Source organism: Nocardia sp. alder85J, from assembly GCF_020176955.2.
In the GTDB taxonomy this organism is placed as follows: domain Bacteria; phylum Actinomycetota; class Actinomycetes; order Mycobacteriales; family Mycobacteriaceae; genus Nocardia.
The window spans coordinates 439,480-465,792 of the sequence record NZ_JAIUCZ020000003.1 but is presented as its reverse complement, the minus strand read 5'-3'; the positions used below and the strand labels follow the sequence as shown (position 1 = coordinate 465,792).

The 26,313-nt window shown below is 70.9% G+C and carries 24 protein-coding genes; 15 read left to right on the top strand and 9 right to left on the bottom strand.

Features of this window, described 5'->3' with window-relative positions; genetic code table 11:
* Window positions 1-183: 183 nt before the first annotated feature.
* Window positions 184-699 carry an AMP-binding protein gene (locus tag LBW94_RS13300; protein ID WP_225054180.1) on the bottom strand — a complete coding sequence of 172 codons (516 nt, stop codon included), beginning with the start codon at window positions 697-699 and terminating at the stop codon, window positions 184-186.
* 128 nt (window positions 700-827) lie between these two features.
* On the opposite strand from LBW94_RS13300, the gene LBW94_RS13295 reads away from it, so the two are divergent.
* The 8 genes from LBW94_RS13295 (at window position 828) to LBW94_RS13260 (ending at window position 10,231) form a co-directional block, all read left to right on the top strand.
* On the top strand, window positions 828-1,970 hold the full coding sequence (locus LBW94_RS13295) for an isochorismate synthase (RefSeq protein ID WP_225054182.1): 1,143 nt from the start codon (window positions 828-830) through the stop codon (window positions 1,968-1,970).
* A 53-nt stretch (window positions 1,971-2,023) separates the two neighbouring features.
* Window positions 2,024-2,350, top strand: coding sequence for a hypothetical protein (locus tag LBW94_RS13290; RefSeq protein ID WP_225054184.1), 327 nt, complete (start codon window positions 2,024-2,026; stop codon window positions 2,348-2,350).
* 85 nt (window positions 2,351-2,435) lie between these two features.
* Window positions 2,436-5,927, top strand: coding sequence for a non-ribosomal peptide synthetase (locus LBW94_RS13285; RefSeq protein ID WP_225054185.1), 3,492 nt, complete (start codon window positions 2,436-2,438; stop codon window positions 5,925-5,927).
* A 176-nt stretch (window positions 5,928-6,103) separates the two neighbouring features.
* Window positions 6,104-6,988, top strand: coding sequence for an oxidoreductase (locus tag LBW94_RS13280; RefSeq protein ID WP_225054187.1), 885 nt, complete (start codon window positions 6,104-6,106; stop codon window positions 6,986-6,988).
* Between the two features lie 44 nt (window positions 6,989-7,032).
* On the top strand, window positions 7,033-7,335 hold the full coding sequence (locus LBW94_RS13275; RefSeq protein WP_225054188.1) for a hypothetical protein: 303 nt from the start codon (window positions 7,033-7,035) through the stop codon (window positions 7,333-7,335).
* Window positions 7,336-7,442: 107 nt separating this feature from the next.
* A complete protein-coding gene (locus LBW94_RS13270; RefSeq protein WP_225054448.1) occupies window positions 7,443-7,916 on the top strand; it encodes a carboxymuconolactone decarboxylase family protein in 474 nt (157 codons plus the stop codon).
* A 76-nt stretch (window positions 7,917-7,992) separates the two neighbouring features.
* On the top strand, window positions 7,993-8,913 hold the full coding sequence (locus tag LBW94_RS13265; protein ID WP_225054190.1) for a sigma factor: 921 nt from the start codon (window positions 7,993-7,995) through the stop codon (window positions 8,911-8,913).
* A gap of 130 nt (window positions 8,914-9,043) precedes the next feature.
* Entirely contained in the window at window positions 9,044-10,231 is a 1,188-nt protein-coding gene (locus tag LBW94_RS13260) for a pyridoxal phosphate-dependent aminotransferase (protein WP_225054191.1), read from the top strand.
* 111 nt (window positions 10,232-10,342) lie between these two features.
* On the opposite strand, the gene LBW94_RS13255 is transcribed toward LBW94_RS13260, so the two are convergent.
* Window positions 10,343-10,987: a LysE family translocator gene (locus tag LBW94_RS13255; RefSeq protein ID WP_225054193.1), complete on the bottom strand. Its 645-nt coding sequence runs from the start codon at window positions 10,985-10,987 to the stop codon at window positions 10,343-10,345.
* A gap of 140 nt (window positions 10,988-11,127) precedes the next feature.
* Window positions 11,128-12,210, bottom strand: coding sequence for a 3-deoxy-7-phosphoheptulonate synthase (locus LBW94_RS13250; RefSeq protein WP_225054195.1), 1,083 nt, complete (start codon window positions 12,208-12,210; stop codon window positions 11,128-11,130).
* Window positions 12,211-12,517: 307 nt separating this feature from the next.
* Between LBW94_RS13250 and LBW94_RS13245 the strand changes: the two genes are divergently transcribed.
* From LBW94_RS13245 to LBW94_RS13225, 5 genes are all read left to right on the top strand, one after another.
* Window positions 12,518-14,194 (top strand): DNA repair helicase XPB, encoded by a 1,677-nt coding sequence (locus LBW94_RS13245; RefSeq protein WP_225054196.1) that lies wholly within the window; start codon window positions 12,518-12,520, stop codon window positions 14,192-14,194.
* A 46-nt stretch (window positions 14,195-14,240) separates the two neighbouring features.
* Window positions 14,241-14,915 (top strand): DUF3239 domain-containing protein, encoded by a 675-nt coding sequence (locus LBW94_RS13240; protein ID WP_225054198.1) that lies wholly within the window; start codon window positions 14,241-14,243, stop codon window positions 14,913-14,915.
* Between the two features lie 31 nt (window positions 14,916-14,946).
* Complete coding sequence (locus LBW94_RS13235) at window positions 14,947-15,585, top strand: LysE family translocator (protein WP_416276878.1); 639 nt, start codon at window positions 14,947-14,949, stop codon at window positions 15,583-15,585.
* Window positions 15,586-15,650: 65 nt separating this feature from the next.
* Window positions 15,651-17,051, top strand: a complete 1,401-nt coding sequence (locus LBW94_RS13230) for a M1 family metallopeptidase (protein WP_225054200.1) — start codon at window positions 15,651-15,653, stop codon at window positions 17,049-17,051.
* 317 nt (window positions 17,052-17,368) lie between these two features.
* Window positions 17,369-17,878 (top strand): hypothetical protein, encoded by a 510-nt coding sequence (locus LBW94_RS13225; RefSeq protein WP_225054201.1) that lies wholly within the window; start codon window positions 17,369-17,371, stop codon window positions 17,876-17,878.
* Window positions 17,879-17,887: 9 nt separating this feature from the next.
* Here the strand turns inward: LBW94_RS13225 and LBW94_RS13220 are convergent, their stop codons facing one another.
* Window positions 17,888-20,224, bottom strand: coding sequence for a helicase-associated domain-containing protein (locus LBW94_RS13220; protein ID WP_225054203.1), 2,337 nt, complete (start codon window positions 20,222-20,224; stop codon window positions 17,888-17,890).
* A gap of 157 nt (window positions 20,225-20,381) precedes the next feature.
* Between LBW94_RS13220 and LBW94_RS13215 the strand changes: the two genes are divergently transcribed.
* The gene (locus tag LBW94_RS13215) at window positions 20,382-20,570 is read left to right on the top strand and encodes a hypothetical protein (RefSeq protein WP_225054204.1); all 189 of its coding nucleotides are present in this window, start codon (window positions 20,382-20,384) and stop codon (window positions 20,568-20,570) included.
* A gap of 690 nt (window positions 20,571-21,260) precedes the next feature.
* Here the strand turns inward: LBW94_RS13215 and LBW94_RS13210 are convergent.
* Window positions 21,261-21,902: a transglycosylase family protein gene (locus LBW94_RS13210; RefSeq protein WP_225054206.1), complete on the bottom strand. Its 642-nt coding sequence runs from the start codon at window positions 21,900-21,902 to the stop codon at window positions 21,261-21,263.
* 406 nt (window positions 21,903-22,308) lie between these two features.
* Entirely contained in the window at window positions 22,309-22,542 is a 234-nt protein-coding gene (locus LBW94_RS13205; protein WP_225054207.1) for a hypothetical protein, read from the bottom strand.
* Window positions 22,543-22,722: 180 nt separating this feature from the next.
* Here LBW94_RS13205 and LBW94_RS13200 point away from each other — a divergent pair, with 180 nt between their 5' ends.
* Complete coding sequence (locus LBW94_RS13200) at window positions 22,723-23,142, top strand: cold-shock protein (RefSeq protein ID WP_225054451.1); 420 nt, start codon at window positions 22,723-22,725, stop codon at window positions 23,140-23,142.
* Between the two features lie 46 nt (window positions 23,143-23,188).
* Here LBW94_RS13200 and LBW94_RS13195 read toward each other — a convergent pair whose 3' ends face one another.
* The 3 genes from LBW94_RS13195 to LBW94_RS13185 form a co-directional block, all read right to left on the bottom strand.
* Window positions 23,189-23,713 (bottom strand): DUF2771 domain-containing protein, encoded by a 525-nt coding sequence (locus LBW94_RS13195; RefSeq protein WP_225054209.1) that lies wholly within the window; start codon window positions 23,711-23,713, stop codon window positions 23,189-23,191.
* A 37-nt stretch (window positions 23,714-23,750) separates the two neighbouring features.
* Window positions 23,751-25,430, bottom strand: a complete 1,680-nt coding sequence (locus LBW94_RS13190) for an MFS transporter (RefSeq protein WP_225054210.1) — start codon at window positions 25,428-25,430, stop codon at window positions 23,751-23,753.
* Between the two features lie 85 nt (window positions 25,431-25,515).
* Entirely contained in the window at window positions 25,516-26,307 is a 792-nt protein-coding gene (locus LBW94_RS13185) for a glutaminyl-peptide cyclotransferase (protein WP_225054212.1), read from the bottom strand.
* Between the last annotated feature and the right edge of the window lie 6 nt (window positions 26,308-26,313).

The window sequence follows — 26,313 nt, the reverse complement described above, 5'->3', positions numbered from 1 at the left end:
ACAGATTTCTGCTGCCGGGCTGTCGCCGGCGGCGGTCAGGACCGGTTGCGCAGCGCGTTCTTGCCGATCTTGCCGACCGCCGTCACCGGCAGTCGATCGACCCGGCGTACCAGATCGGGCAGTTCGAACGCCGCCAGGCCGCGCTCGGTGCGGAAGCGCTCGATCGCCGGCAGCGGCGGCAGCTCACCGGAAGGCGCAGGTCTGCTCGCCGGGCACCAGGACGTGCCGCAGTTCGGGCGAGACGTCGGCGATCTCGTCGGCCGGCATGCGATGGTCGACGTTTCCGGCCCGGTCGGGGATGAGCGAGGCGACGGCGCCGGACAACCGGGCCAGATGTTCGATCTCGGCGCGGCGACGGGCGGGCAGGGTGAGCATCGGGACGATGCCCGCGCGCAGCAGACCGAACAACACCGGAACGAATTCCGGAACATTCGGCAACTGCACCACGACCCGGTCACCCGGTGCGATACCGAGGCCCAGGAATCCGTGCGCCCAGCGGCCGGCCGCCGCGTCCAGGTCCGCGTAGCTGTGGGCGCCGCCCTCGGTCAGCAGCGCCGGCCGGTCCGGTTGCCGCCGCGCCGATTCCCGCAGCAGTTCCGGCGGCGGCCGCCCGGACCAATACGATACGAGTCCGCGAAATCCGCTGGTACCGGGGACGAATCCATCACGATGGCCGGTGGCGGTCGGGCTGGTCGTCATGGTCGTCGCCTCACGATCGTCTGGGAGCCGGGACGCGGGTTGTGGTCCAATTTAGGTTAGACTAACCTCAATCGAGCCCCGGATCCCGGTGTTTCCCTCCCCGATCCGGACCGTGGATGTTCCGAAAGGTGACGACGATTTCTACCTCTCTCCCCAGCCTGGACGTGACCACGGCATCGTTCGCACTCTCTCGTCCGCACCGGACGGTGCTCGCCTCGGCCGGTCGGCAACATTTCAGCACCATCGCGGAGGCCGCCGCGGCGCTGCGATCCGGCCGGGCCACCCATGTGGTGGGAGCGCTGGCATTCGATCCCGGCGCACCCGCGGCACTGTGGGCGCCGGACACCCTCACCGTCGACGACACCGGGCCGTTGCGGCCCGCTCCCGCACCCGATCTGCCGGATTTCCGGGTCGACGCCGCGGTTCCGGAACCGGAGTTGCACGTCGACCGGGTGCGCCGCACGGTGGCGGCGCTGTCCGAACCCGGAGCCACGCTGCGGAAGGTGGTGCTCGCCCGCGCCCTGCGGCTGACCGCCGGCCGCCCGGTCGCGGCGTCGGATGTGCTGGGCCGCTTGGTTTCCGGTGACGCCTCCGGCAACGGCTATCTGGTGGATCTGACCGCCGCCGGCCGCCGCGGCCGCTATCTCGTCGGCTCCAGTCCGGAGGTGCTGGTGCGCCGGGAAGGACCGCTGGTCACCAGCTATCCGCTGGCCGGCTCCACGCCGCGGACCAGCGATCCGGAGGCGGACATGACGGCCGGGACCGGGCTGCTGGCCTCCCCGAAGAACCTGCGCGAGCACCGATTCGTCGTCGACCACGTGCGCACCGCGCTGGCCCGGCACTGCGACGACGTGACCGCACCCGAACTGCCCGAGCTGACCGCCACTCCCGTGCTGTGGCACCTCGGCAGCCGGATCACCGGCCTGGCCCGCACCGGATCCACGGTGCTGGATCTGGCCGCCGCACTACATCCCACCCCCGCGGTCTGCGGCACGCCCACCCGGGACGCGGCGGCGCTGATCGGCCGTCTGGAAGGCGATCGCGGCTTCTACGCCGGTGCGGTCGGCTGGTGCGATGCCGCGGGCAACGGCGAGTGGATGGTCAGCATCCGGTGCGCGGAACTCGCCGCCGACGGCCGCACCCTGCTGGCGCACGCCGGTGGCGGGATCGTCGCGGATTCCGATCCCGAGGACGAATTATCGGAGACCGTCACCAAATTCGAGACGATGCTGCGCGCGCTCGGGGTGGTCGGGGCGGGGATCTCCGGCTGAACGCGCGGGACAGCACGCGGTATCGGACGGTTCGAGCAGTGAAGGGTGAACAGATGTCGGAGCAATCGCCGCCGGCGGCGAGGCGGCAGACCGTATTGATCACCGGCGCCGCCGGCGGGATGGGCGTCGCGGATTTCGCGGGACGCGGGGCCGCGATCCAATGGTGGGATCTCGGCAATCACCGGCTCGGTATCCCGTTGCGCCGCGTCGCGCAGCCGCGGGACGTGGCCGCGGCGGTGCGCTACCCGGCCTCCGATGACGCCCGTCATCTCACGGCGGAGCACGCCGTGGCCGCCGGATATGTGGCCCGGCGCTGCGGCATGGTCGTCGGCACCGGCGAGCTGCTGCATCACTTCGAACAGGTCCCGGCCGTGGCCTGAGCCGTCCCGCGCGGACGCCGTTCATCCGCCGCCGGGCAGCCGTTGTCCCGCTGTCCGGCAGCATGTTTCAGAGGAGTACAGACGCATGGAGTCAGGATCGTCGCCGGCACTGGGCGCGGATGTCAGCGAGATCGAGATCCGGGCGGCCGTGGCGGCCCAGCTCGGTCTGCCGATCGAGGAGGTCGAGGCCGGGGCCGATCTGATCGAGCTCGGGCTCGACTCGATACGCATGATGAAACTCGCCGGTGGGTGGCGCAAACGCGGGATCGACATCAACTTCGCGCAGCTGGCGGCCGCCCCCAGCGTCGGCTCGTGGTCGGCGCTGCTGGGTGCGGCTTCGGCCACCGGCGCGGAAACCCCTGTGATGGAGACGGTTCCGGCGCCCGCGGTCGCGGCGACCGAGGGTGAGCCGTTCCCGCTGGCCGGGATGCAGCATGCGTACTGGATCGGCCGCGCCGACGAGCAGGAACTCGGCGGGGTCGCGGCCCACCTGTACGTCGAATTCGACGGTGGCGCGGTCGATCCCGCACGGCTGGAGGTCGCGGTCGCCGATGTGGTGGCGCTGCACCCGATGTTGCGCACCCAGGTGCTGCCCGACGGCACTCAGCAGGCGCTGGCCGCCCCCGGCCGCCCGGTGTTCGCGGTCGCCGATCTGCGCGGGCGCGCGCCGGAGGCGGTCGCGCGGGAGCTGGAACGGCTGCGCGACATCAAGACCCATCAGCGCCTGGCCATCGAGGACGGGCAGGTGCTCGACGTCACCCTCACGCTGCTCGACGGTGACCGGAGCCGGCTGCATCTCGACGTCGACATGCTGGCCGGCGATGCGATGAGCTACCGCACCCTGATCGAGGATCTCGCCGACCTGTACCACGGCCGCGAGGTGCCCCGGCCCGAGTACAGCTACCGCCGGTACCGCACCGAGCGGGTGGTGGACGAGCAGGCCCGCGACCGCGATCGCGCCTGGTGGCAGCGGCGGGTGCCGGAACTGCCCGGGGCGCCGGAACTTCCGGTGGTGCCGGTCGCCGCGCGGGCCGAGCCCAACCGGACCGTCCGCTACGACCACTGGCTGGCGCCGGAGGCGAAGCAGCGGCTGTTGCAGGCCGCGCACCGGCGCGGGGTGACCCCCGCGATGGCGCTGGCCGCCGTGTTCGCCGAGACCATCGGCGGCTGGTCGGCGCAGCCCCGGTTCCTGATCAACGTGCCGCTGTTCCACCGCGAGCCGGTGCATCCGGACATCGACCGGGTGGTCGGCGACTTCACCTCCTCGATCATGCTCGAGGTGGATGTCAGCGAGGACCTGACGGTGGCCGACCGGGCCCGCGCGCTGCAACGGACCATGCACGAGAGTGGTTCGCACGCGGCCTATTCCGGTCTGGAGGTACTGCGCGACCTGGGCCGCTTCCGCAGTGAGCCGGTGCTCGCGCCGGTCGTCTACACCAGCGCGCTCAATCTGGGAGAACTGTTCGCGGACAAGGTCACCGAGACCTTCGGCGAACCGGTGTGGACCATTTCGCAAGGGCCGCAGGTCCTGCTGGACGCCCAGGTCACCGAGGTCCGCGGCGGGCTGCTGCTGAACTGGGACGTGCGCCGGGACGCCTTCCCGGCGGGCATGGTCGACGCCATGTTCGACCGCTACGTCGCCGCCGTCGGGCGGCTGTCGGAGGAGTCCGGCTGGGAGGCCGCGGCCGCGGTCCGGCTGCCGATCGATCAGGCCTCGGTCCGGGCCCGGGTCAACGCCACCGACGGGCCGGTCAGCGGGCGCTGCCTGCATCAGGGCTTCTTCGAACACGCCGCCGCCACGCCCGGCGCGGTCGCGGTGGTGTGGGGGCTCGGCGACACGGCCGGGTCCTGGACCTACGCGGAGCTGGCCGGGCAGGCGCTCGCGGTCGCGGGCGCGCTGCGGGCCGCCGGGGTCGACGCCGGTGACGCCGTGGCGGTGCAGTTGCCCAAGGGCCGCGACCAGATCGTCGCGGTGCTGGGCGTGCTCGCCGCCGGTGCGGCCTACGTGCCGATCGGCTACGACCAGCCGGCCGCCCGGCGCGCCGAGATCCTGCGGACCGCGGGGGTGGCCGTCGCACTGACCGCCGGCGCGGCGGACATGGGCGATCCGGCGATCACCTGCCTCACCGTGGACGGGGCTCGTGATCACCGGGAACCGTTGCCGCAGCCGGAACTTCCCGATCCCGAGCAGATCGCCTACGTGATCTTCACCTCCGGCTCCACCGGCGTCCCGAAGGGCGTCGACGTGCCGCACCGCGGCGCGATGAACACCATCGACGCGGTCAACGACTGGTTCGAGGTGGGCGCCGCGGATCGGGTGCTGGCGCTGTCGGCGCTGGAGTTCGACGCGTCGGTCTACGACATCTTCGGCATGTTCGCGGTGGGTGGATCGGTGACCGCCGTCGACGCCGGACAGCGGGCCGAGGCCACGGTCTGGCCGGAACTGCTGCGCGCACACCGGGTCTCGATCCTGAACTGCGTGCCGAGCATGCTGGACATGATCCTCGACCTGGGCGGTGACCGGCTCGGTGACAGCCTGCGGGCGGTCACCCTGGGCGGCGACTGGGTCGGCGCCGACCTGGCCCGCCGGCTGGCCCGCCAGGTGCCCGGCTGCCGGTTCTCCGGGCTCGGCGGGGCCACCGAGACCTCGATCCACAACACCATCTGCGAGGTGGCCGATCCACCGGAGCACTGGTCGAGCGTGCCGTTCGGGGTGCCGCTGCGCAACGTGCGCTGCCGGGTGGTGTCGCCGGTGGGCCGGGACTGCCCGGACTGGGTGCCCGGTGAGTTCTGGGTCGGCGGCGCGAACGTGGCCGCCGGGTATCGCAACGATCCGGAACGGACCGCGGAGCGCTTCGTCGAGCACGACGGCCTGCGCTGGTACCGGACCGGGGACACGGCGCGGTACTGGCCCGACGGCACCGTCGAATTCCTCGGCCGCAGTGACCATCAGGTGCAGTTGCGCGGTTACCGGGTGGAACTGGGCGAGGTGGAGACGGCGCTGCGCCGGGCGCCGGGGGTACGGCACGCGATCGCGGTGGTCCAGGGCGCGGGCGCGCCGAAACTGGTTGCCGCCGTGTCGGGCACGGTCACCTCGGTCGACGAGGTGCTGGCCGTGGCCTCGGAGTTGCTGCCGGGCTACATGATTCCGGTGCGGATCGAGATCGTGGACTCGATGCCGTTGACCGCCAACGGGAAACTGGACCGCCGCGCGGTCGCGGCCCGGCTGGAGGCGGGACGGGCCGACGATCTCGACAGTGCGCCGCGCACGGATCTGGAAGCGGCGCTGGCCGATATCGTGACCGCGGTGGTGGGCCTGGACCGCATCGGCGTGCACGACGACTTCTATGCCCGCGGCGGGGATTCCGTGCTGGCGACGACCGTGGTGGCCCGGGTGCGGGAATGGCTGGACTGTCCCGGCGCGGTGGTCGCGGACCTGTTCGCCACCCGGACCGTGGCCGGTCTCGCACAGCGGCTCTCGCGGCGCGAACCGGACGGTCGGCTGGAGGCCGTGGCCCGGCTGTATCTCCAGGTCGCCGCGATGAGCGACGACGAGGTCACGGCGGCATCGCGATGACCGGCGCGACCGCGTCCGGCGCCGGAGAGGACAGGCATGACAGGGCCGGGACGCGGGCGGAATGCACCGCCGGGCCGCGACGGTTCTAGACTCGACGCCAGGAGGCGAACGCGCGGGGGCGCGTTCGCTGCTGCGCCCGCCGAGCGGGCGTCGCGAACCGCGGGCGAGGAGGCGTCGTGAGTCGTTGGGACACATCGAACATTCCCGATCAGAGCGGTCGCACGGTCATCGTCACCGGGGCGAACAGCGGGCTCGGGGCGGTCACCGCCCGCGCGCTGGCCGCGGCCGGCGCGCAGGTGATCATGGCCTGCCGCGACGAGGTGAAGGCCCGCGCGGTCGCCAACACGATCGGCGAGCGGGCCCAGGTGCGCCGCCTGGACCTGGCGGATCTGGCCTCGGTGCGCGAGTTCGCCGCCTCGATCGACCGCGCCGACGTGCTGATCAACAATGCCGGGGTGATGGCGGTGCCGCTGCGGCGCACCGCCGACGGTTTCGAGATGCAGTTCGGTACCAACCACCTGGGGCACTTCGCGCTGACCGGCCTGCTGCTGGACAAGATCGCCGATCGGGTGGTCACGGTGTCCAGCGGCGCGCACATCATCGGCAAGATCGACCTCGCCGATCCGAACTGGGAACGCCGCCGCTACAGCCGCTGGGCCGCCTACGGGCAGTCGAAGCTGGCCAACCTGATGTTCACCTACGAACTGCAACGCCGGCTGACCGCCTCCGGGTCGCCGAAGCTGGCGCTGGCCTCGCATCCGGGCTACGCGGCCACCGACCTGCAATCGCATACCGAGAGCTTTCTCGACACCGTGATGTCGGTCGGCAACCGGGTACTGGCGCAGAGCGCCGAGATGGGTGCGCTCGGCTCGCTGTACGCCGCCACGGCCGCCGGGGTGGAACCCGGCGGGTTCTACGGCCCCACCGCACTGGGCGGCCTGCGCGGTTACCCGGCCCGCAGCGGTTCCTCGGCCGCCTCCCGCGACGAGGTCACCGCCCGGCGGCTGTGGGAGCTATCCGAACAGCTCACCAAGGTCAGCTTCCCGTTCGGCCGCCGCTGACCCGAATCGCTGCCGCGGCAGCGGTTTTCGGGCATGCTGGGCAGATGGACGAGGCTGACCGGGCGACTGCCGACCCGATCGCGCTGGACCGCCGGCGCAGCGAACTGCGCGACCGGCTGATCGCGCTGCGTACCGAACTGGCCGGGCTCACCGCCGACTACCGGGCGCTGCCGCGGGCCGGCGTGCTGCTCGACACCCCCGGCATCGGCGCGCTGACCACCCCCGGCTACTGCATCGCGGGCGCGGTCGAGATCCTGGAGGAGACCGCGATCGAGCTGGCGGCCGCCGACGACGCCCTGGGCCGGGCCGGGGTGTACACCGGGCGATTGCGGCCGGTTCCGCTGTGACGCGGGTCACCGGCGGCGGTGTCACACCCTGTCCGGCCACGTCGTCACCTTGATGTACGGGCGTCGCGCCACCGCGCGACGTACCACCTTCGAGGAAGGACATCGTGATGGAAGCCCGATTCAACGTGTTCGCCAGCCCCGCCTCCGCCAAGTTCATCAAGCGGCTGACCGCCGCCGGTAAGGCCATCGGCGAGTCGACGCTGCCGGAGTCGATCCAGCTGCTGGTGGAGCTGCGCGCGAGCCAGATCAACGGCTGCGGATTCTGCACCGACATGCACGCCAAGGACGCCGCCGCGGCGGGGGAGACCTGGCTGCGGCTCAATCTGGTCGCGGCGTGGCGGGAGGCCACCGTGTTCACCGAGGCGGAACGGGCCGCGCTGGCCTTCGCCGAGGAGGGCACCCGGATCGCCGACGCGCACGAGGGTGTCTCGGACGCCACCTGGGAGCAGGTGCGCAAACACTTCGACGACGAGCAGATCGGCGCGCTGATCGCCACCGTGGCCGTGATCAACGCCTACAACCGGCTCAATGTCATCGCCCGCACCCCGGCGGGCAGCTACGAGCCGGGCATGTTCGCCTGACCGGTCCGCACGGCCTCCCGCCACCTGCGGGAGGCGGCGGTCGGGGGCGGTATCGGGCCGCCGTAGAATCGGCGCAATGGTCTCCGCACTCGTCGCCGATTTGTTCGAATCCCATCGGGCGCACCTGTTCTCGGTGGCTTATCAATCGACGGGCAGTGTCGCGGACGCGGAGAGCGCGGTACAGGAGAGCTGGTTGCGGCTGGCCGTCGCGCCGCAGTACGAGATCGGCGACCTGCGGGAGTGGCTCACCGCGACCGTCGGCCGAATCTGCCTGGACCAGTTGGGTACTGCCGAGGTCCGGCGGAAAAACTATGTGGGACAGTGGCTCCCGGAGCCGATCGTGACCGCGCCCGAGCCCGCCGGTCGGCCGGATCTGCTGGAAACCGTTGCGCGGCGGCGAGAATGCCACTTCACCACCATGATCGCGCTGGACGCGCTGGATCCGGTGTCCCGGCTCGCGCTGCTGCTGCTGGACCGGTTCGCGCTGCCCGTCACGATCGTCGCGGAGGTCCTCGGCCGCACCGAGGCGGCGGTGACCGAGGCGGCGGCCGCCGCGCGGGACACCATCGCCGATCTGCCCGCCCCGGTCTCCGAGGCCGGCCATGCGGCGGCGGTGCGGCGGCTGCTGACCGCGCTGGAATCCGGCGAGCCCGGCGCTGTGGTCGCGACCCTGCACCCGGAGGCCCGGTACATGGCCGATGCGGGCGGGGCGACCCGGGCGGCGCTGCGGGTCGTGACCGGCGCCGCCGGCTGCGCCGAACTGGCCCTCGGCCTGCTCGGGCGGTACGGGATCAGCGTCGCGCCCGATGCTCCGGACTACGAATTCGTGCGGGTGAACGGGCAGCTCGGCCTGCTGATCCACGAACGCGCCTCCTACGACGGCCGTCCCGGCACCCCGGCGCGGGTGATCGCCCTGGCGGTGGACGGCGAAACCGTCTGTGGCGCCTACGATCTCGCCAATCCGGCGAAACTGTCCGGGGTGCGGGTACCGCACTGAACCGGATGCGGCGGCCCGCCGGTCGCCGCGAGCCCGCGTCCCCGGTCCGGCCCGCGCGCTTGGTGACAGGTTGGGATCGGCTCGAGCCGGGCCATCTCTGCCCCGCTGACCAGCACGCTAGGTTGGAATCATGTCCCACACGCAGACCGTCGCCCGCTTGCGCCCCTTCGCCTCGACGATCTTCGCCGAGATGACCGAGTTGGCGGTCCGCCACGGTGCGGTCAACCTCGGTCAGGGCTTCCCGGACTCCGACGGTCCCGCCGCCATGCTGGACGTCGCCCGGGCGGCGATCGCCGACGGCCTGAACCAGTACCCGCCGGGCCGGGGCATGCCGGTGCTGCGGCAGGCCATCGCCGCCGATCGGGCGCGGCGCTACGGCACCCGGTACGACCCGGACAGCCAGATCCTGGTCACCGTGGGCGCCACCGAGGCCATCGCGGCGGCGATCCTGGGACTGGTCGAACCGGGCGACGAGGTGGTGCTGATCGAGCCGTACTACGACTCGTACTCGGCGGCGGTCGCGCTGGCGGGGGCGATCCGGCGGACCGCGCGGCTGGTGCCCGACGGCGACGGCTTCGTCCTCGATGTGGACAGCCTGCGCGCCGCGATCACCCCGAAAACCCGTCTGCTCCTGGTGAATTCGCCGCACAACCCGACCGGGACGGTGCTCGGCCGCACCGATCTGGAGGCGATCGCCGCGCTCGCGATCGAACACGATCTGCTGGTGGTCACCGACGAGGTCTACGAACACCTCACCTACGACGGGCACGAACACGTGGGCATCGCGACCCTGCCCGGCATGTTCGAGCGCACCGTGGTGATCTCCAGCGCCGCCAAGACCTTCAGCGTCACCGGCTGGAAGATCGGCTGGGCCTGTGCCCCCGCACCGCTGCTGGACGCGGTGCTCGCGGCCAAACAGTTCCTGACCTTCGTCGGCGGCGGCCCGTTCCAACCGGCCGTGGCCTATGCGCTGGAGCACGAGATGCCCTGGGTGGCGGCCCTGCGCGACACCCTCGCGGAGAAGCGGGTCCGGCTGTCCGAGGCGCTGCGGGACGCGGGCTTCGAGGTGAAACGCAGCGACGGTACGTATTTCGTCTGCGCCGACATCCGCAACCTCGGTGCCGCCGAGGCACACGCCTTCTGCCGGGAACTGCCCGAGCGCCTCGGCGTCGCCGCCGTGCCGGTCAGCGTGTTCACCGATGACAAGGCCGCGTGGAACCGCCTGATCCGCTTCACCTTCTGCAAGAAGGAGGAGACCCTCACCGAGGGCATCCGCCGCCTGCACGCCGCCCACCGCACCCCCAGCCCCGCTCGCTGAATCGCGCGGCCCCCCGGCCCGAACCCATGGCGTTCCGCACGATGCGGTGAACCGGCGTGAGGTCGCCACCGAGGTCCGGCGCGAGCGCCGGACCTCGGTGGCGACCGGTGCTCAGGCGGGCAGCGGCCGGGCCCGGTCGGTGGCCAGCAGCACCGCGATGGCGCCGAGCATGGTGCCGGTGACCCAGCGCTGCGCCCGCAGCCACAGCGGCCGCTCGCCGAGGAAGGCCGCGATCGACCCGGCGGCCAGCACGATCAGCCCGTTCACCGTGAGCGCGACGGCGATCTGCACCGAGCCCAGGCACAGGCTCTGCCACCACACCCGGCCGTGGCCCGGCACCACGAACTGCGGGATCAACGCCATGTACATGATGGCGATCTTCGGATTGAGCAGATTGGTGACCAGACCCATGGTGAACAGTCGCCGGACCGGATCGGCGGGCAACTCGCCGGGCGCGAACGCCGAGATCCCGCCCGGCCGCAACGTCTTCCAGGCCAGCCGGCCCAGATACAGTGCCCCGGCGAGTTTGACCGCGAGATACAGATCGGGCACCACGGCGAAGATCGCGGTGATCCCCACGGCCGCCGCCGTCAGATAGACCAGGAATCCGGCCGCCACCCCGGACAGCGAGATCAGCCCGGCCCGGCGGCCCTGTGAGACGCTGCGCGACACCAGATACATCATGTTCGGCCCGGGCGTCAGCACCATTCCGAGCGCCGCCGCCGCCACACCTATCACCGCAGTCGTTCCGATCATGAGTCCGATACTGGCCTGTCGCCCACGTCCTTGTCGCGGGCCGGTTGCCCTCGTGTGGACCGTGAACCGCAGCTCGTGCTGCGGCGGCCCGCTCCGCCACCCGCCACAGCACCGGCGGGTGGTCGGCGGCGGGACGGCGACTACGAGGCGGCGCGGGCCGACCGGCGCACGGCCACGGCCTCGGCGAGCCGGTCCAGCTGGTCGGCGGTGGTGTCCCAGTCCAGGCAGGCGTCGGTGATCGACTGACCGTAGGTGAGGTCCGCGGCGCGGCCGAGGGTGAGGTCCTGGCGGCCGGCGACGAGGAAGCTCTCCAGCATCACGCCGACCACGGACCGGTCGCCCTCGGCGATCCGCTCGGCCACATCGGTGACCACGTCGACCTGCTTGGTGTGGTCCTTGTTGCTGTTGCCGTGGCTGGCGTCGATCACCACCCGCTGCGGCAGCGACGCCTTCTCCAGGCGCAGGCAGGCCTCGGCGACGGCGGTGGCGTCGTAGTTGGGCCCGGTGCTGCCGCCGCGCAGGATCACGTGACAGTCCGGATTGCCGGCGGTGCGGATCAGCGCCGCGTGCCCGTCCAGGTCGGTGCCGGGGAAGACGTGGCTGGCCGCCGCCGCGCGGACGCCGTCGACGGCCACCTGCACGTCGCCGTCGGTGCCGTTCTTGATGCCCACCGGCATCGACAGCGCGCTGGACAGCTGGCGGTGCACCTGGCTGGCGGCGGTGCGGGCCCCGATCGCGCCGTAGGTGACCAGGTCGGCGATGTACTGCGGGGTGATCGGGTCGAGGAATTCACAGGCCACCGGCAGCCCCAGCGCGGTGATGCCGACCAGCAACCGCCGGCCTAGCCCGAGGCCGGTGTTGACGTCGAAGGAACCGTCCAGGTGCGGATCGTTGAGCAGGCCCTTCCAGCCCAGGGTGGTGCGCGGCTTCTCGAAGTAGACGCGCATCACCACATGCAGCCGATCGCCCAGTGCGGCGGATTTCGCGGCCAGGCGGCGGGCGTAGTCCAGGGCCGCCTCGGGATCGTGCACCGAACACGGGCCGACGATCACCATGAGCCGGTCGTCGGCGCCGTCGAGCACGTCGACGGTGGTCCGGCGGCCGGTGCGCACGGTGGCGGCGAGGTCGTCGTCGAGGGGGTGGGCGCGGCGGACGTCGGCGGGCGACAGCAGCGGGCTGATGCTCAAGGTGCGCTGATCGTCGAGATCACCTGCGGTGCTCATCTGTGGAGAGTTCCTCTCGGGGCTTCCGGCTCGGGCCGACTCACCGAGGCGGGAATCCCCGCGAGCCGGTCATTCGTCCGGCTCGGGGTGGGGGAAGGTCAGCGCGGTTCACCGACCGGCCCACCCGGGGCCGGCTTGATAAACCAGAAATACGCGCGCTGCACGGGGAGAAACTGTACCAGTCACTGCCGCGCCCGTACCCGTCCACCCGGGACGTGACGATCGCCACACCGATTTCGCGGCAGGTCGCCACGTCGTGGCCGATCCCATACGGCGAGATGTCGGTCACCCTCGATATCGTGGGCAGATGCCCCACGATGGTGACCGAGCGGCCGGGCCCCTGATCGTCCAGAGCGACAAGACCGTCCTGCTGGAGGTCGACCACCCGCAGGCCGATGCCGCGCGGCAGGCGATCGCCCCGTTCGCCGAGCTGGAACGCGCCCCCGAACATGTGCACACCTACCGCATCACGCCGCTGGCGTTGTGGAACGCGCGCGCCGCCGGGCACGATGCCGAGCAGGTGGTCGACGCGCTGGTCAGCTTCTCCCGGTTCGCGGTGCCGCAGCCGCTGCTGGTCGACATCGTCGACACCATGGCCCGCTACGGCCGGTTGCAACTGGTCAAACATCCCGTGCAGGGCCTGGTGCTGATCAGCCTCGATCGGGCGGTGCTGGAGGAGGTGCTGCGGCACAAGAAGATCCAGCCGATGCTGGGCACCCGCATCGATGCCGACACGGTCCAGGTGCATCCGTCCGAGCGCGGCCGCATCAAGCAGATGCTGCTGAAGATCGGCTGGCCCGCCGAGGATCTGGCCGGCTACGTCGACGGCGAGGCTCACGCCATCGAGCTCGACTTCGAGTCCGGCGCCTGGCAATTGCGCGACTATCAGGAGATGGCCGCCGATTCGTTCTGGGCGGGCGGGTCGGGTGTGGTGGTGCTGCCCTGTGGCGCCGGCAAGACCATGGTGGGCGCGGCCGCGATGGCGAAGGCGAAGGCCACCACGCTGATCCTGGTCACCAACACCGTCGCCGGCCGGCAGTGGCGCCGTGAACTGCTGGCCCGCACCTCGCTCACCGAGGACGAGATCGGCGAGTACTCCGGCGAGCGCAAGGAGATCCGCCCGGTCACCATCGCCACCTATCAGGTGATCACGCGGAAGTCCAAGGGCGAGTACCGGCATCTGGAGCTGTTCGACAGCCGCGACTGGGGCCTGGTCATCTACGACGAGGTACATCTGCTGCCCGCGCCGGTCTTCCGGATGACCGCCGACCTGCAATCGCGCCGCCGGCTCGGCCTCACCGCGACCCTGGTCCGCGAGGACGGCCGCGAGGGCGACGTGTTCTCGCTGATCGGCCCGAAGCGCTACGACGCGCCCTGGAAGGACATCGAGGCGCAGGGCTGGATCGCGCCGGCCGACTGCGTCGAGGTCCGGGTCACCCTCACCGACGCCGAGCGGATGGCCTACGCCACCGCCGAGCCGGAGGAGCGCTACAAGCTGTGCTCCACCGCGCGCACCAAACTGCCGGTGGTGGAGTCGATCCTGGCCCGGCACAAGAACTCGCCGAGCCTGGTGATCGGCGCCTACCTGGACCAGCTGGACGAACTGGGCGAACATCTGAACGCCCCGGTCATCCAGGGTTCCACCCGCACCAAGGAGCGGGAGGAGCTGTTCGACGCGTTCCGCCGCGGCGAGATCCCGGTGCTGGTGGTGAGCAAGGTGGCCAACTTCTCCATCGACCTGCCGGAAGCGTCGGTGGCGGTACAGGTCTCGGGCACCTTCGGTTCCCGGCAGGAGGAGGCGCAACGACTGGGCAGGTTGTTGCGTCCCAAACACGATGGCGGGCAGGCGCATTTCTACTCCGTCGTGGCACGTGACACGCTGGACGCCGAATACGCCGCGCATCGACAGCGTTTCCTTGCCGAACAGGGGTACGCCTATCGCATCACGGACGCGGACGACCTGCTGGGACCGACTATCGGATGACCGGAGGCCGGCGCGCCGGGCGAGCCGGTCCGTGAGACAGGTGAGGATGGTGGACGTGCGACGCTTCGACTTCGCGGTGGACCGCGCGTATGCCCGTACGGTGAACGAGATCGTCCCGACCGTCCGACGGCTGCGCATCGTGGCCTTCGCGGTCGCGATCGTGCTGGGGCTGAGTACCGCGGGTCTGATCCGGGTGGGACATCCCTATTCGTTCCTGCTGGCGGTCGCATTCGCGCTGGGCACCGTCACGGCGCTGTTCGTGGCGGTGTGGACACCGCACCGGGCGCGGGTCGACAAGCTCTACGCCGCAGGCGAACTGGTGCCCGCGGTGGTGTCGGGCCCGAATTCGAAAGGGCTGACGCTGCTGGCCCTGGTCAACATCGCCAAACCCGATGCCACCCCGGTCTACGCGCTGATCGCGCGGGTGGTGCGGGCCCTGCCCGGCCATCGCACCGGGGAGGGTGAGCAGGTGCCGTCGGTGACCGTGCGCACCGACTTCGCCACCGGATCGATCGGCGACCTGCGGCAGACGGTGACGACGATGCCGATCGCCTGGGGCACCCGCGATGTCGGCGTGATCGAGCGGGCCCGGACGGCCATCAGCGACGTCGAGTGGAAACTGCTGGCCGACAACATCACGCTGGCCGCGAAGGTGCTGGCCGCGGAATCGAAACGGCTGCTGCTGGATCCGCAGCAACTGCCGGAGGAGTTGCGCGGATAAATCCGTTGCGGGCCTTCGTAGACTGGGCAGCGTGATCCCCACCTCGAATCTGGTGGCCTTTCTCGTCGCGGCGACCGTCATCATCGTGATCCCCGGGCCCGGTGTGCTGTTCACCATCGGCCGTGCCCTCACCGACGGGCGCCGGGCCGCGATGATATCGGTGCTGGGCCACTCGCTCGGGGTGCAGCTCCTGGTGGTGGCGGTGGCCGCCGGTCTCGGCAGCCTGGTGGCGGCCTCGGCCGTGGCGCTGACCGTGGTGAAACTGGTGGGTGCGCTCTACCTGATCTACCTGGGCGTGCAGGCGATCCGGCAGCGCCGGTCGCTGCGCGAGGCCTTCGCCGCCCGGGTCGAGCCGGCGCCGCATCGACGGGTGTTCCGGCAGGGCATCGTGGTCGGGGTGACCAATCCGAAGGCGCTCATCTTCTTCTCGGCGGTGCTGCCACAGTTCGTGGAGCCGGCCAACGGATATCTGCCGGTGCAATTCCTCATCCTGGGGTCGATGTTCCTGGCGATCGCGCTGGTGTCCGACAGTGCGTGGGCGCTGCTGGCCGGTACCGCGCGCAGCTGGTTCGCGCGGTCGCCGCGGCGGCTGGAGGCGGTCGGCGGCGCGGGCGGGCTGATGATCATCGGTCTGGGTGCGACCGTGGCGGTCACCGGCACGAACAACTGATCCGGCTACCATCCCCGATATCCGCACGCAGGTCGGAAGGGGTGGCTCGCCGTATGCACAATCGAATGCGCCGCCTGGTAGCCGGGCTGCTGCTCGCCGGCGCTACGGTGGCCCCGGCCCCGGCGCGGGCACAGGTGGTCGCCGATCCGACAGTCGGCGCGCCGGGGCTGGACGATCCCTACTACCCGGACGACGGCAACGGCGGCTACCGCGTCGAGCACTACGACCTCACCCTCGGCTACGACCCGCCGAGCCGGCAGCTGACCGGCACCGCCCGGCTGTCGGCGATCGCCGCACAACCGTTGCGCGCCTTCGACCTCGACTTCAGCGGCCCGGCGGTGCGGACCGTGACGGTGAACGGCCGCCCGGCCACCTTCGAGCGGACCGGGGCGCACAAGCTGGCCGTGACACCGGTGCTGCCGTTGCTGCCCGGACTGCCGTTCGCGATCGTGGTCGACTATGCGGGCGAGGCTGCCGACAGCCCGGATTCGGGCTGGACGTTGTCACCCAGTGGCGGCGCCTTCGCCGCGGGGGAACCGCATTCGGCCGCCACCTGGTACCCGCTCAATGACACCCCCCTGGACAAGGCCACTTTCGAGGTCCGGGTGACGGTGCCGCCGGAGTGGGAGGTGGTGTCGAACGGGGTGCGGGTCAGTGATGTCGCCGACGGCACGCACCGGACGGTCGACTGGCGGCTGCGTGATCCGGTGGCCGGTTATCTGACCACGGTCGCGATCGACCACTTCGAATTCCTGGACCAGCGCCGCGTCGACGGCACCCCGTTGTTCAGCGCCTTCGCCCCGCAGGCGGTGTCCCGCCGCGATCTGGAGACCAAGCTGCCGGAGGTGCTGGACTTCCTCGAAACCCTGTACGGTCCTTATCCGTTCGAATCCGGCGGCGGCATCTACGTCGACACCGATCTCCAGTTCTCGCTGGAGACGCAGACCCGGCCGATCTACGCGCCCTGGTCCGACCTGAACACCGTGGTGCACGAGAACACCCATCAGTGGTGGGGCGATTCGATGTCGGTGCGGCAGTGGGCCGACATCTGCCTGAACGAGTGCTTCGCCAGTTACACCGCCGACTACCTGTGGCCGGAACGCAAGGACGGCAAGGATGTCGACGCCATGTACCGCGAGACCATCGACAAGAATCGCGGCGATCCGAGTTTCTGGCAGACGCCCTTGCAGAATCCCGGCGCCGGACGCGAATTCACCGCCGTCTACACCCGCGGTCCGCTGTTCCTGCACGCGCTGCGGCATCTGCTCGGTGACGCGGTCTTCTTCCCGGCGATGTCGCGATTCGTCCAGGCGCACCGCTACGACAACGCCTCCATGCCGGAATTCCGCGCCTACCTGCAATCTCTCACGCCGATCGGACTCGGCGGATTCCTCGACGCCTGGTTGGACCGCACGGTGATCCCGCCGGACGCCGAGCTTTTCCCGGGCAGCCTTTCCCTTGGTTGAAAGTCGGTAACGACTGTCGCAAATAGGACGACACAATCGTTGGTGCGAACGGGGACATGCCCCGCGCGCCTGTGGAAAGGTGATGAGGATGAACAACTATCTCGGAATGATGACGCTGCTGACCATCGGTCGCACGCTCGGCTACGCACTGCTCGGACTGGACGGTCTGTATATGAGCACCCTGTACTGATCGCGGCGGTCATCCGGCCCGGCTGCCTCGGCGGCCAGGAACACGGGGTATCGTCCGCTCACCGGCGTTCGCGCGAGACCGCGCCCCGGACGCGCCGTGAACGATTGGGTGAGAGAGGTTTTCGTACGTGAACAAGGCAGGGACGAAGCTGATCGTTCGCTTCGTGCCGGCACTGGTGGCGGTGGCCGCTCTGGCGGTCACCGGCTGCTCGTCCAGTTCCGGCAAATCCGATACCGCGCGGGCCAAGGTGGGGGACTGCATCAACGTCCTCGAGGGTTCGACCACCGCGGCCAAGACCGAGCCCATCGACTGCTCCTCCGAGAAGGCCGTCTACCGGGTCGTGTCGACCTCGGATCAGAAGGCCGACTGCGGTACCGAAAACACCTCGTACCAGGAGAATTCCGGCGGCGGCACCGCATTCCTGTGCCTCGCCCCGAACCTCAAGCAGGGCAGCTGCTATCACCAGGACCGGGAGACCGGCTTCGCCTACGCGGACTGCGCCTCGGATGCGGCCACCGTCAAGGTCGTGAAGCGCGTCGACGGCACCAGCGACGAATTCGTCTGTGACTCGAATTCGACGTTCCTGACGCTGTCCAATCCCAAGACCACGTTCTGCCTGGCCAATCCGAAGAGCTGAACGCGGAATTCACTCGACGAGGGCGACCGACGCGATCCGGTGCAGGGTGAAGTGCCGGACCGCGCCGGTCACCGGGTCCAGCGCGTCCAGCTGACCGCCGGACACCTGTAACGGTTCCACCACCCGCTGGGTGGCGATGCCCTGCGCGTCGACATAGCCGATGTGCACCGGCCGCCGCACCTTCGCCGCCATCTGTAGCAGTGCCATCGTCGCGGCGGTGCTGGTGCGGCTGCCGTCGGCGCGGACCGCCTGGCCGGGACGGGCGCGGGCCGCCTTCTCCCCGGCCCGTAACTCGGCCACCAGCAGGGCCAGCTGTTCGGAACTGGGCGGAGTGGGCCGCCACGCCTGGCGGGTGTGCGGGCGGACCGACAGCCGCGCCCCGCGCGGGCGCAGATCCACGATCGCGCCGGAGGCGTCCTCACCCGCCGGGCTGAATCCGGCCGCGCGCAACTGCTCCAGCACCTCGCCCAGCGGCGCCTGCGAGATCGCGACCGTCGGGGCGACCGCGCGCAGGGCCAGCCGCGCGGCCACCGGCGCGGCCAGCACCTCGGCCAGCAGGCCGGGATCCTCGCTGCGCAGGAAGGATTGCGCCAGACCGGCCCGTAATCGGCCGTGCCGGCGGGCCACGTCGTCGATCAGGTAGGTCAGCGCCTGCGGGACCGGGGTGCGCGAATGCGCCGCGAACAGGTGCTGGAGTTCGGCGGCGGTCAGCCCGGCGTCCAGCGCCCGCCGCACCGAATGCTCGCCGACCCGGTACACCGTGGCGGCGCCCGCGGATTCGACGTCCGCGACCAGCGCGATGCGCTGCTGGAGGTCGGCGACCAGCGGGCCGGGGGCGATCACCGTCAGATCCGCCTGCACCAGTACGTGATCCACCGGGGCGGGCAGCGCCGCCTCCATCTCGGCCTCGGCATCGCCCGGATTGCCGTGCAGCAGAGCGCGACCCGCCGAGGTCAGCGCGCCCCGGCCGGCCAGGCCGAGGGCGGCCGCCTCGGCGAGGGTGTGCTCGACCGTGTCGGTGCGGAACTGCCTGCGCCGCCGCGGTTGCCGCCACGCCAGCACCCGGGCGAGGTCGGCCGCGGTGACGGCGGATCCGGCCGGATATTCGGCCAGCAGCGCCAGCACCGCGTGCCGGTCGCGGGCGGCGTGCACCGTCCGCAGTTCGGGCGAGAGCGCGGCCAGCGGTTTGTCGTTCGCGTCGCGCAGGCCGATCATCCACGGGCAGCGGTCCAGTTCCAGCCAGGCCAGGGCCAGCACCACCCAGCGCCGGGCGGACGGGCCCTCCAGCCAGCCGTCCGCGGCGGCGGTGGGCGCCCAGAAGTCGTCGACGGTGTCGAGTTCCGGTGGCGGTTCGGGCAGTCCCTTGTCCAGCAGCTGGGCCGCGGCCAGCACCTCGGCCAGCAGTCCGGCCCGGTTCTCGTCGACGCCGGCCTGTTTGGCGACCCGGCGCAACTCCCGCACGCCGAGACCACCGGCCCGCAGCACCGGCGCGGGGCCCTGGCCGAGCACCTCCAGCAGGTCGGTGGCGTGCCGCAGCAGTTCGCCGACCTCGCCCGCGGCCGCCGCGTTGGCCTCGGCCGCGTGATGCCGGGCCGGTTCCGGCCGCGGCGGGACCAGCGCGTGCGGATCGGCGACCGGCTCGCGGCGCAGCACCTGACCCACCGCGGTGGGCAGTTCGACGGTCTCGGCGTCGACCCAGTTCAGCAGGCGGGCGGCGAGCAGACGCTGGATCGGGCGGTCCGGCGTGGTGCCGGGCGCGGCGTCGCGGGTGCGCCCGCGCGGACCGGTGGTGGCGAGTTTGTCCAGCAGCGCCCGTTCCGGCGGGGCCAGTTCGGTCAGCGCGGCGGTGATCTCGGGTTCGGTCAGGGCGTCGGGGATCTCGGTGGTGCTGCCCAGCGGCCACGGTAGCGCCTCCTTGGCGGCCGCCACCGCGAACAACGCGTCGTCGGCGCCCCAGACGAGGGCGCGGGCGGTCAGCCGGTGGACGGCGGCATCGATGGCGGCCTCGGGCGCGCGGTCGCCGAGTAGTTCGACCAGACGGCGCCGTGGCAACGGTTCGGCGTCCCGTCCGCGCGCGCCGGTGTCGCGGACGGCGTGCTGGACCACCAGGGTCTCCAGCACGGCGAAATCCAGGGTGTTCAGGTCGTCGGCGGCACGGAACACCGAGGCCCGCTGTTCCGCGCGGGCCGCCAGCACGGCCATCGACGCCGGGAGTGGCACCGCCAGGTCCGGGCGCAGTGTCAGCAGCGCCACCAGATCGTCGTCGGTGCGGGCCGCCAGCCAATCGGCCAGGGTGGTGGCCCCGCCGGCCGCTCCGGTCGCGGCGGAGGCTTCGGTCGCAGTCATCGCAGTCCAGCGTACGGTGAGCGCGGTATTCGTGTCTGCGCTCCGCGTACCCGCGCCCCCGCTCGGCTATCGGGTGGCCACGGGTGCGGTGCCCCTGCCCGGTGCCGCCGGGCCGGGCCGCGAACCGGAACGTGTGCCTCCGTGTCAGAATGACCTCGTGGCGAAAGAATCGAAGAAATCCTACGTCGACAACGGCTGGCCGCGGCTGGCCAACGGCGACCACGCGGTCACCGAACTCTCGTCGGCCCGCTCGGGTGGTCTGTCCCCGTACGGCGAGGACACCGAGTTCCCCGTCCCCGCCGAGCAGATGCCCTACGTGCATCCGCACACCGTCATCAACCGCTGACCCAGCCGCATCGAGGCCCCCGCACCACCGGTGCGGGGGCCTTTGCTGCGCGGAAAACGGACGTCGGCCGACTTTGCCGCAGTGGCGGCTCTGCTCACCCGGTGCGATGGCCACGAGGTTGCCACCGCCACCGGCGTGCGGCGGACCGACGCAGACGAGTGCCGGGGCAACGGCCGCCGGAAGTATTCGCCACAGGAATGCCAGCCGCGTGATGTGATCGCCGGCGGGGACATGCTTGCCACGGCGAAACGCCGCACCGGGAGATTTGCTACCCGCCCTGGGACGGTGGATGGCCGCGGCAGCAACGCCGTAGCCACGAGACGTGATGGCTGCCAGGGGTGAACCGTGAGGCCCGTGTGTTGTTCGCTGCCGTGGCGGCAGGAGTGACGGCCGGAAGGGACCACCGGCAGTGCACGAATGGCCGGGCTGGTGCGGACCGGCAGCGCCGACCATCGGCCGGGGCAACGGAACAACCCGTGCGGCTGGATGATCGGCGCTGATGCCGAGCGAGGCGGGTTCGAATGGTCTGCGCGAGCGCACATGCCGACAGCGGAGTGGATGACGGCGCATGCCCGTCGCGGCACAGAACGACCGCGGAGATCGACAGCCTCGAGCCTGGAGATGAGCGGTCCGCGATGAACTACGAACCGGCCGTGACCGTATTGCCGACGGCCGGTGTCGAACTCGGGATCAGTTGGGCAGCAGGCCCTTGTTCGCCTCGAAGAAGTTCACCACGGAGGGATCGAGCTTGGTGCCGCTGGCCTTGAACGCGTTGTAGGTGTCCATCGCGTCCTGCGGGACCTGGAAGCCCTGCGCCTGGGCGACGGAGACGACCTTGTCGACGGCCGAGAAGATGTCCTGGGTGCCGTCGGGGAACTGCGCCTGCGGCGCGCCCACGACATCGTCGGAACCACCCGGGTTCCAGTGCGGCGCAGGGCTCACCGGAGCGGTGCGCTCGGTCGGCGCACTGTGCAGGCCGAGGTTGGAGGAGCAGGTGGGCCACGCGCCCCAGCCCTGGCTGGCGAGAACCTTCTCGGCCACGGTGATCTGCTGCTCGCGGGATGCCTGATTGGCCGCCGGGGCGTAGTCGGTGCCGCCGTGCGAGGCCCAGGTGCCGGGGGAGAACTGCAGGCCTCCCTGGAAGCCGTTGCCGGTGTTGATGCCCCAGTTACCGCCGGATTCGCACTGCGCGAGACGGTCCCAGTCGGAGTCGGGAGCCGCGGAGGCGTGTCCGGCGAGGGCGACACCGGCCCCACCCACGATCGCGCTCGTCACAGCAACCTTGGCGACGGTGCGGCCGGTGTTGGTCGGCTTGCGATGGCGTCCACTCATATCGGGTCGTCTTCCTCTCGTACGCACCTGCGAGGTGAACCTCGGGTTCGGACTGAGAGGCTGTCCGTTCCCTGCACACCGTGTGGTGCGCCGCCCTCACCCCTTGCTTCCGTATGGGGTCCGTGCCCGCGGGGTGAGGTTCGGTGCGGCGGGCCGGTGGTGCCGGGAATCCCGGCTGCGTTAAGAACCGTACGACGAACGCCGGAGAAAATCACCATTTGATAACCGGCGTGTGCCCGTGCCCGGATCTCGCGGGGTCAGGCCCCGAAAAGTGTTTCTGCGCAGGTGAATGCGGTGCGTCTGTGCCGAGCGGAGACCGTGACCGGCTCGTTACCCGCTTGTGATGTGACCAACATCACAGGAGTAGATCGGGAATGAACTGGGCAAATGTGCGGGCTCGCGGACGCTACCGGGCGCGGCGGCCGGACCAGAGCGCGAACAGGATCGCCAGCAACAACCCCAGGGCGGTGCCGGCCATGGCTGTCACGTACAACCACAGTGCGGGTTTGCTGTCGGACAGCACGGGGGTCAGCAGAATGGCGACGACGGCCAGCAGGCCGATCGCGAACAGCCCTACGGCGACATAGAGCAGCTGATTGCCGGAACGACGCGGAGCCGGCGGCGTGGGGGAATCGGGCACTCCTGCACCGTAAAACTCGTGTGCTCGGGCTCTCGGCACCGGGGTAGACTCAGTGCATTCGCGTCCTGCATGACTGTGGGGCGCGTTCTTTTCGCGAGCAAGCAGCAGGGTCCGGACGTATTCCGGTGCCCTCGGTTGTGCCCGGGTGGTCCGGGCATCGATGACGAACGGGTGAGCGCAGTGCCGACCGGCAGGGTGAAGTGGTACGACGTCGAAAAGGGCTTCGGCTTCCTTTCCCAGGATGAGGGTGAGGACGTCTATGTTCGGTCGTCTGCGTTGCCCAAGGGTGTCGACGGGTTGAAGCCCGGGCAACGAGTGGAATTCGGGATGGCCGCCGGTAAGCGCGGCCCGCAGGCGCTGAGCCTCAAGCTGCTCGATCCGCTGCCCTCGGTGCGCGAGGAGGCCCCGAGCCGCCGGCGCGAGAATCCGGCGCATCCGCGCAAGACCCCCGACGACCTGCACGGGATGATCGAGGACATGATCACCCTGCTGGAGGCGACGGTGCAGCCGGATCTGCGGCGGGGCAAGTACCCGGATCGCAAGACGGCCCAGCGCATCGCCGAGGTCGTGCGCGGCGTCGCCCGCGAACTCGATCACTGAGCCCGGCTCGATCACCGGGCTCGATCGATCGCGGCGCCGGCCGCGCTCAGGCGGTCGCGATCGACCAGACCTGGTACGGCGCGAACGATTCGGCGCCGGTCTCGTCCCGCACCGGCAGCACCAGCTGGATCTCCACGCCCACCAGCCGGAGATCGTGCTGCGGGCGGGAATCCACGGTGACGGCCATGGTCCCGGCCGGATAGTCGCGGTAGGACGCCAGGTGCTGCACGGTGGTGCCGTCGGGTAGTGCGTACTGCTGCACCATCACCCAGGGCGCGTCGGCGATCTGCTTGGGCAGCGACAGCTGCACCGGGTAGCCCGCCGGGGTCGGCAGCGGCTTCGTGATCCCGCTCTGCGCGCACTTCAGCGCCAGCCGCTGCCCCTGGTCCTCGACCGTGCAGTACCGATACGGCGGCACGGTCACCGCGGTGCCGTGCGCGTAGGCGGTGAGCTGCGGGTCCGGCCGGTGCGCACGGTGGACCGCCACGGTCACGATGCCGGCGACGGCGGCGATCACCACGATCAGCGCCACCGCGACCAGCGCGGCGATCGTGCGGGTGCTGGGCTTCACTGGATCGGTTTCCTGTCGCTCGGGTGTGGGCGGGCCGTCACAGCCCCGGCGCCTCGGTACCGCCGGGAAGGTCGGTGCCGCCGGGCACCTCCGGTTGTGCGTGCTGCGGCCGGTTGCCGCCCAGGCCGGGCAGCAGCGAGTGTCCACGGTAGCTCACCACGGTTTGTGCCAATCCCACCGCCAGCAGGGCCGTGACCACGGCGAAACCCTTCCAGTACACGGTCGGCAGCAGCACGCCGGCGGCGCCGCCGATCACCCAGGACAGCTGCAACACCGTCTCCGAACGCCCGAATCCGGAGGCGATCGACTCCGGCGGCAGATCGTCCTGGATGGACGCGTCCAGCGACACCTTGGCCAGCGCACTGGCTCCGGCGACCACCAGCGCGGCGACCGCCGCGCCCACCAGATTGTCCAGGAAGGTCGCGAACAGCGCGGCGGCCGTGCACGCCGCGGTGCAACTGACCACCAGCAGCGCCGGCCGGCCCAGCGTCAGCCGGGCCCCGGCCGCATTGCCGGCGAAGTTGCCGACGGCCGCGGCCGCGCCGACCGCGCCCAGCATCGCGGCCTGCTGTACCGGCCGGTGCTCGGTCGATTTCGCGACGAAGGCCACATAGAAGGTCAGGAAGCCGGTCAGCACCCGGATCGCGCTGTTGCCCCACAATCCGGTCACCACCGAGCGGCCCAGCGGCTGGCGGCGGCGGCCGGGCGGCGCGGCCTCGGCGGCGGGGTCCTCGGCGGCGACCAGGTGCCCGTCCTTGCGGTGATAGCCCAGTGTGGTCGGCACTTCGCCCTCGGTGACCTCCACCCAGGACGGGATGCGCAGGCTCAGATAGGCGCCGCCCGCCGCGATCAGCGCCGCGAACACCAGCGCCCCGGCCGATCCGGCGACGCTCGCGATCAATCCGGCCACTCCGCCCGCTCCCAGCGTGCCGCCGACCAGGCCGAACACCGTCAGCCGGGAGTTGGTGCGGACCAGATCGATACCCGGTGGCAGCACCCGTGGCGTGACCGCGCTCTTGAGCACCGCGAACGATTTGCTCAGGATCATCGAGCCCAGGGCCAGCGGATACAGCGCCCAGCTGTGGACGTTGAACATCAGCAGCAGCGCGAAGGCGATCCGGGCGGCGAACGAACCCGACAATGCCAGCCGGCGGCCGCGTTGCAGCCGATCCAGTAGCGGTCCGATCAGCGGCGCGATCACTGCGAACGGCGCGATCGTGATGAGCAGGTACAGCGCCACCTTCGATTTGGACTCGGCGGTGGCGCTGGCGAAGAACAGTGTGTTCGCGAGCGCGACCGCGATGGCCGCGTCCAGCGCGAAGTTGGCCATCGTCGCGTAGACCAGGGCGGTCAGCCCGGACTCGCCGGCGCCGTCGGCCTTGGCGGCCCGCTGGAAGGTCTGGAACCCCTTCTCGGTGAGTTCCAGGCTGCGCATGGCCACCACCCGGGTCACGGTGAGTTTGCGCGGGACCCGGCGCGGCGGATCGGGCGACTCGGGTGCGGATTCGGGGGGTGGTTCGGCGGGAGGCGGCTCGGTGGCGGCGAACGGCCGGGTCCGGGGGGAGCCGTTGCGGGCGCCGCCGTCGCGGGCGGGTCGCTCCGACGGCGAGTTCGGCGGCGGATAGCGGTCGTAACCGGGATGGCGTTCGAGCATCGGGTACTCCTCGCCGTCCCACCGACCTGGATCGGCGCCGGAGGGATCGCGGGAGACAGTCACGCTGTCGATTCTCTCGCACGGACGGCGGGCGCGGGGCGGTGCCCGGACCGCGATCCGCGCGGCCGGGCCCGCGAGCGCCCTCCGCTCACGCCGGAACGAAGCGGACTTCGAAGGTCAGCGGCCAGTTCTTGCCCGCCAGCAGAAAATGATCGGTGCCCGGGACCTGGGCGATTCCGTTGAGCACGTCGGTGCCGAGTTTGTCCGCCGGCGCCAGCAGGCCGGACGCGTCGATGTCGCCGAGCACCCGGCCGGTGTCCGGATCGATGTGCAGGATGTGATCGGTCGGCCACACGTTGGCGTACACCGTGCCGTCGGCGGCGCAGTTCAGCGAGTTGAGCCGGGCCGTCCCGTGGCTGGTCAGCGGCACCGATCCGGTTTCGGCGAAGGTCACCGGGTCACGGAAGGTCAGCGTGCTGCTGCCGTTGCTCATCAGCACCCGGTCGCCGAGGGTGCACAGGCCCCAGCCCTCGCCCTCGTACGATGCCCGGCCGCGCTCGGCGAGGGTGACCGGATCGCGGGCGAAGGCCACCTGGTTCTTCCAGGTGATCTGCCAGACCGTGTCGTCCACCCGGGTGACACCCTCACCGAAGAATTCCGGCGGCAGATCGACACGCCCGAGTTGCGCCCCGGTCGTCGCGTCGTCGACGCGCAGGGTGGAGCGGCCCTCGAGACCGGTGCTCTCGTAGAGCAGACCGCCGTCGATCTCCAAGCCCTCGGTGAACGCCGAGCGGTCGTGGGGCCGGGTTGCCACCACCTGAACGCGCAGTTGAGGGGTGTTCACGGCGCTGTCGCCCGTATCGCAGGCCGCGCTCGGAGCCGCCAGCATTGCCAGCATGATCGAACCTGCCACGGCCCACGCACGATGTTTGCGTCCCATACGGCA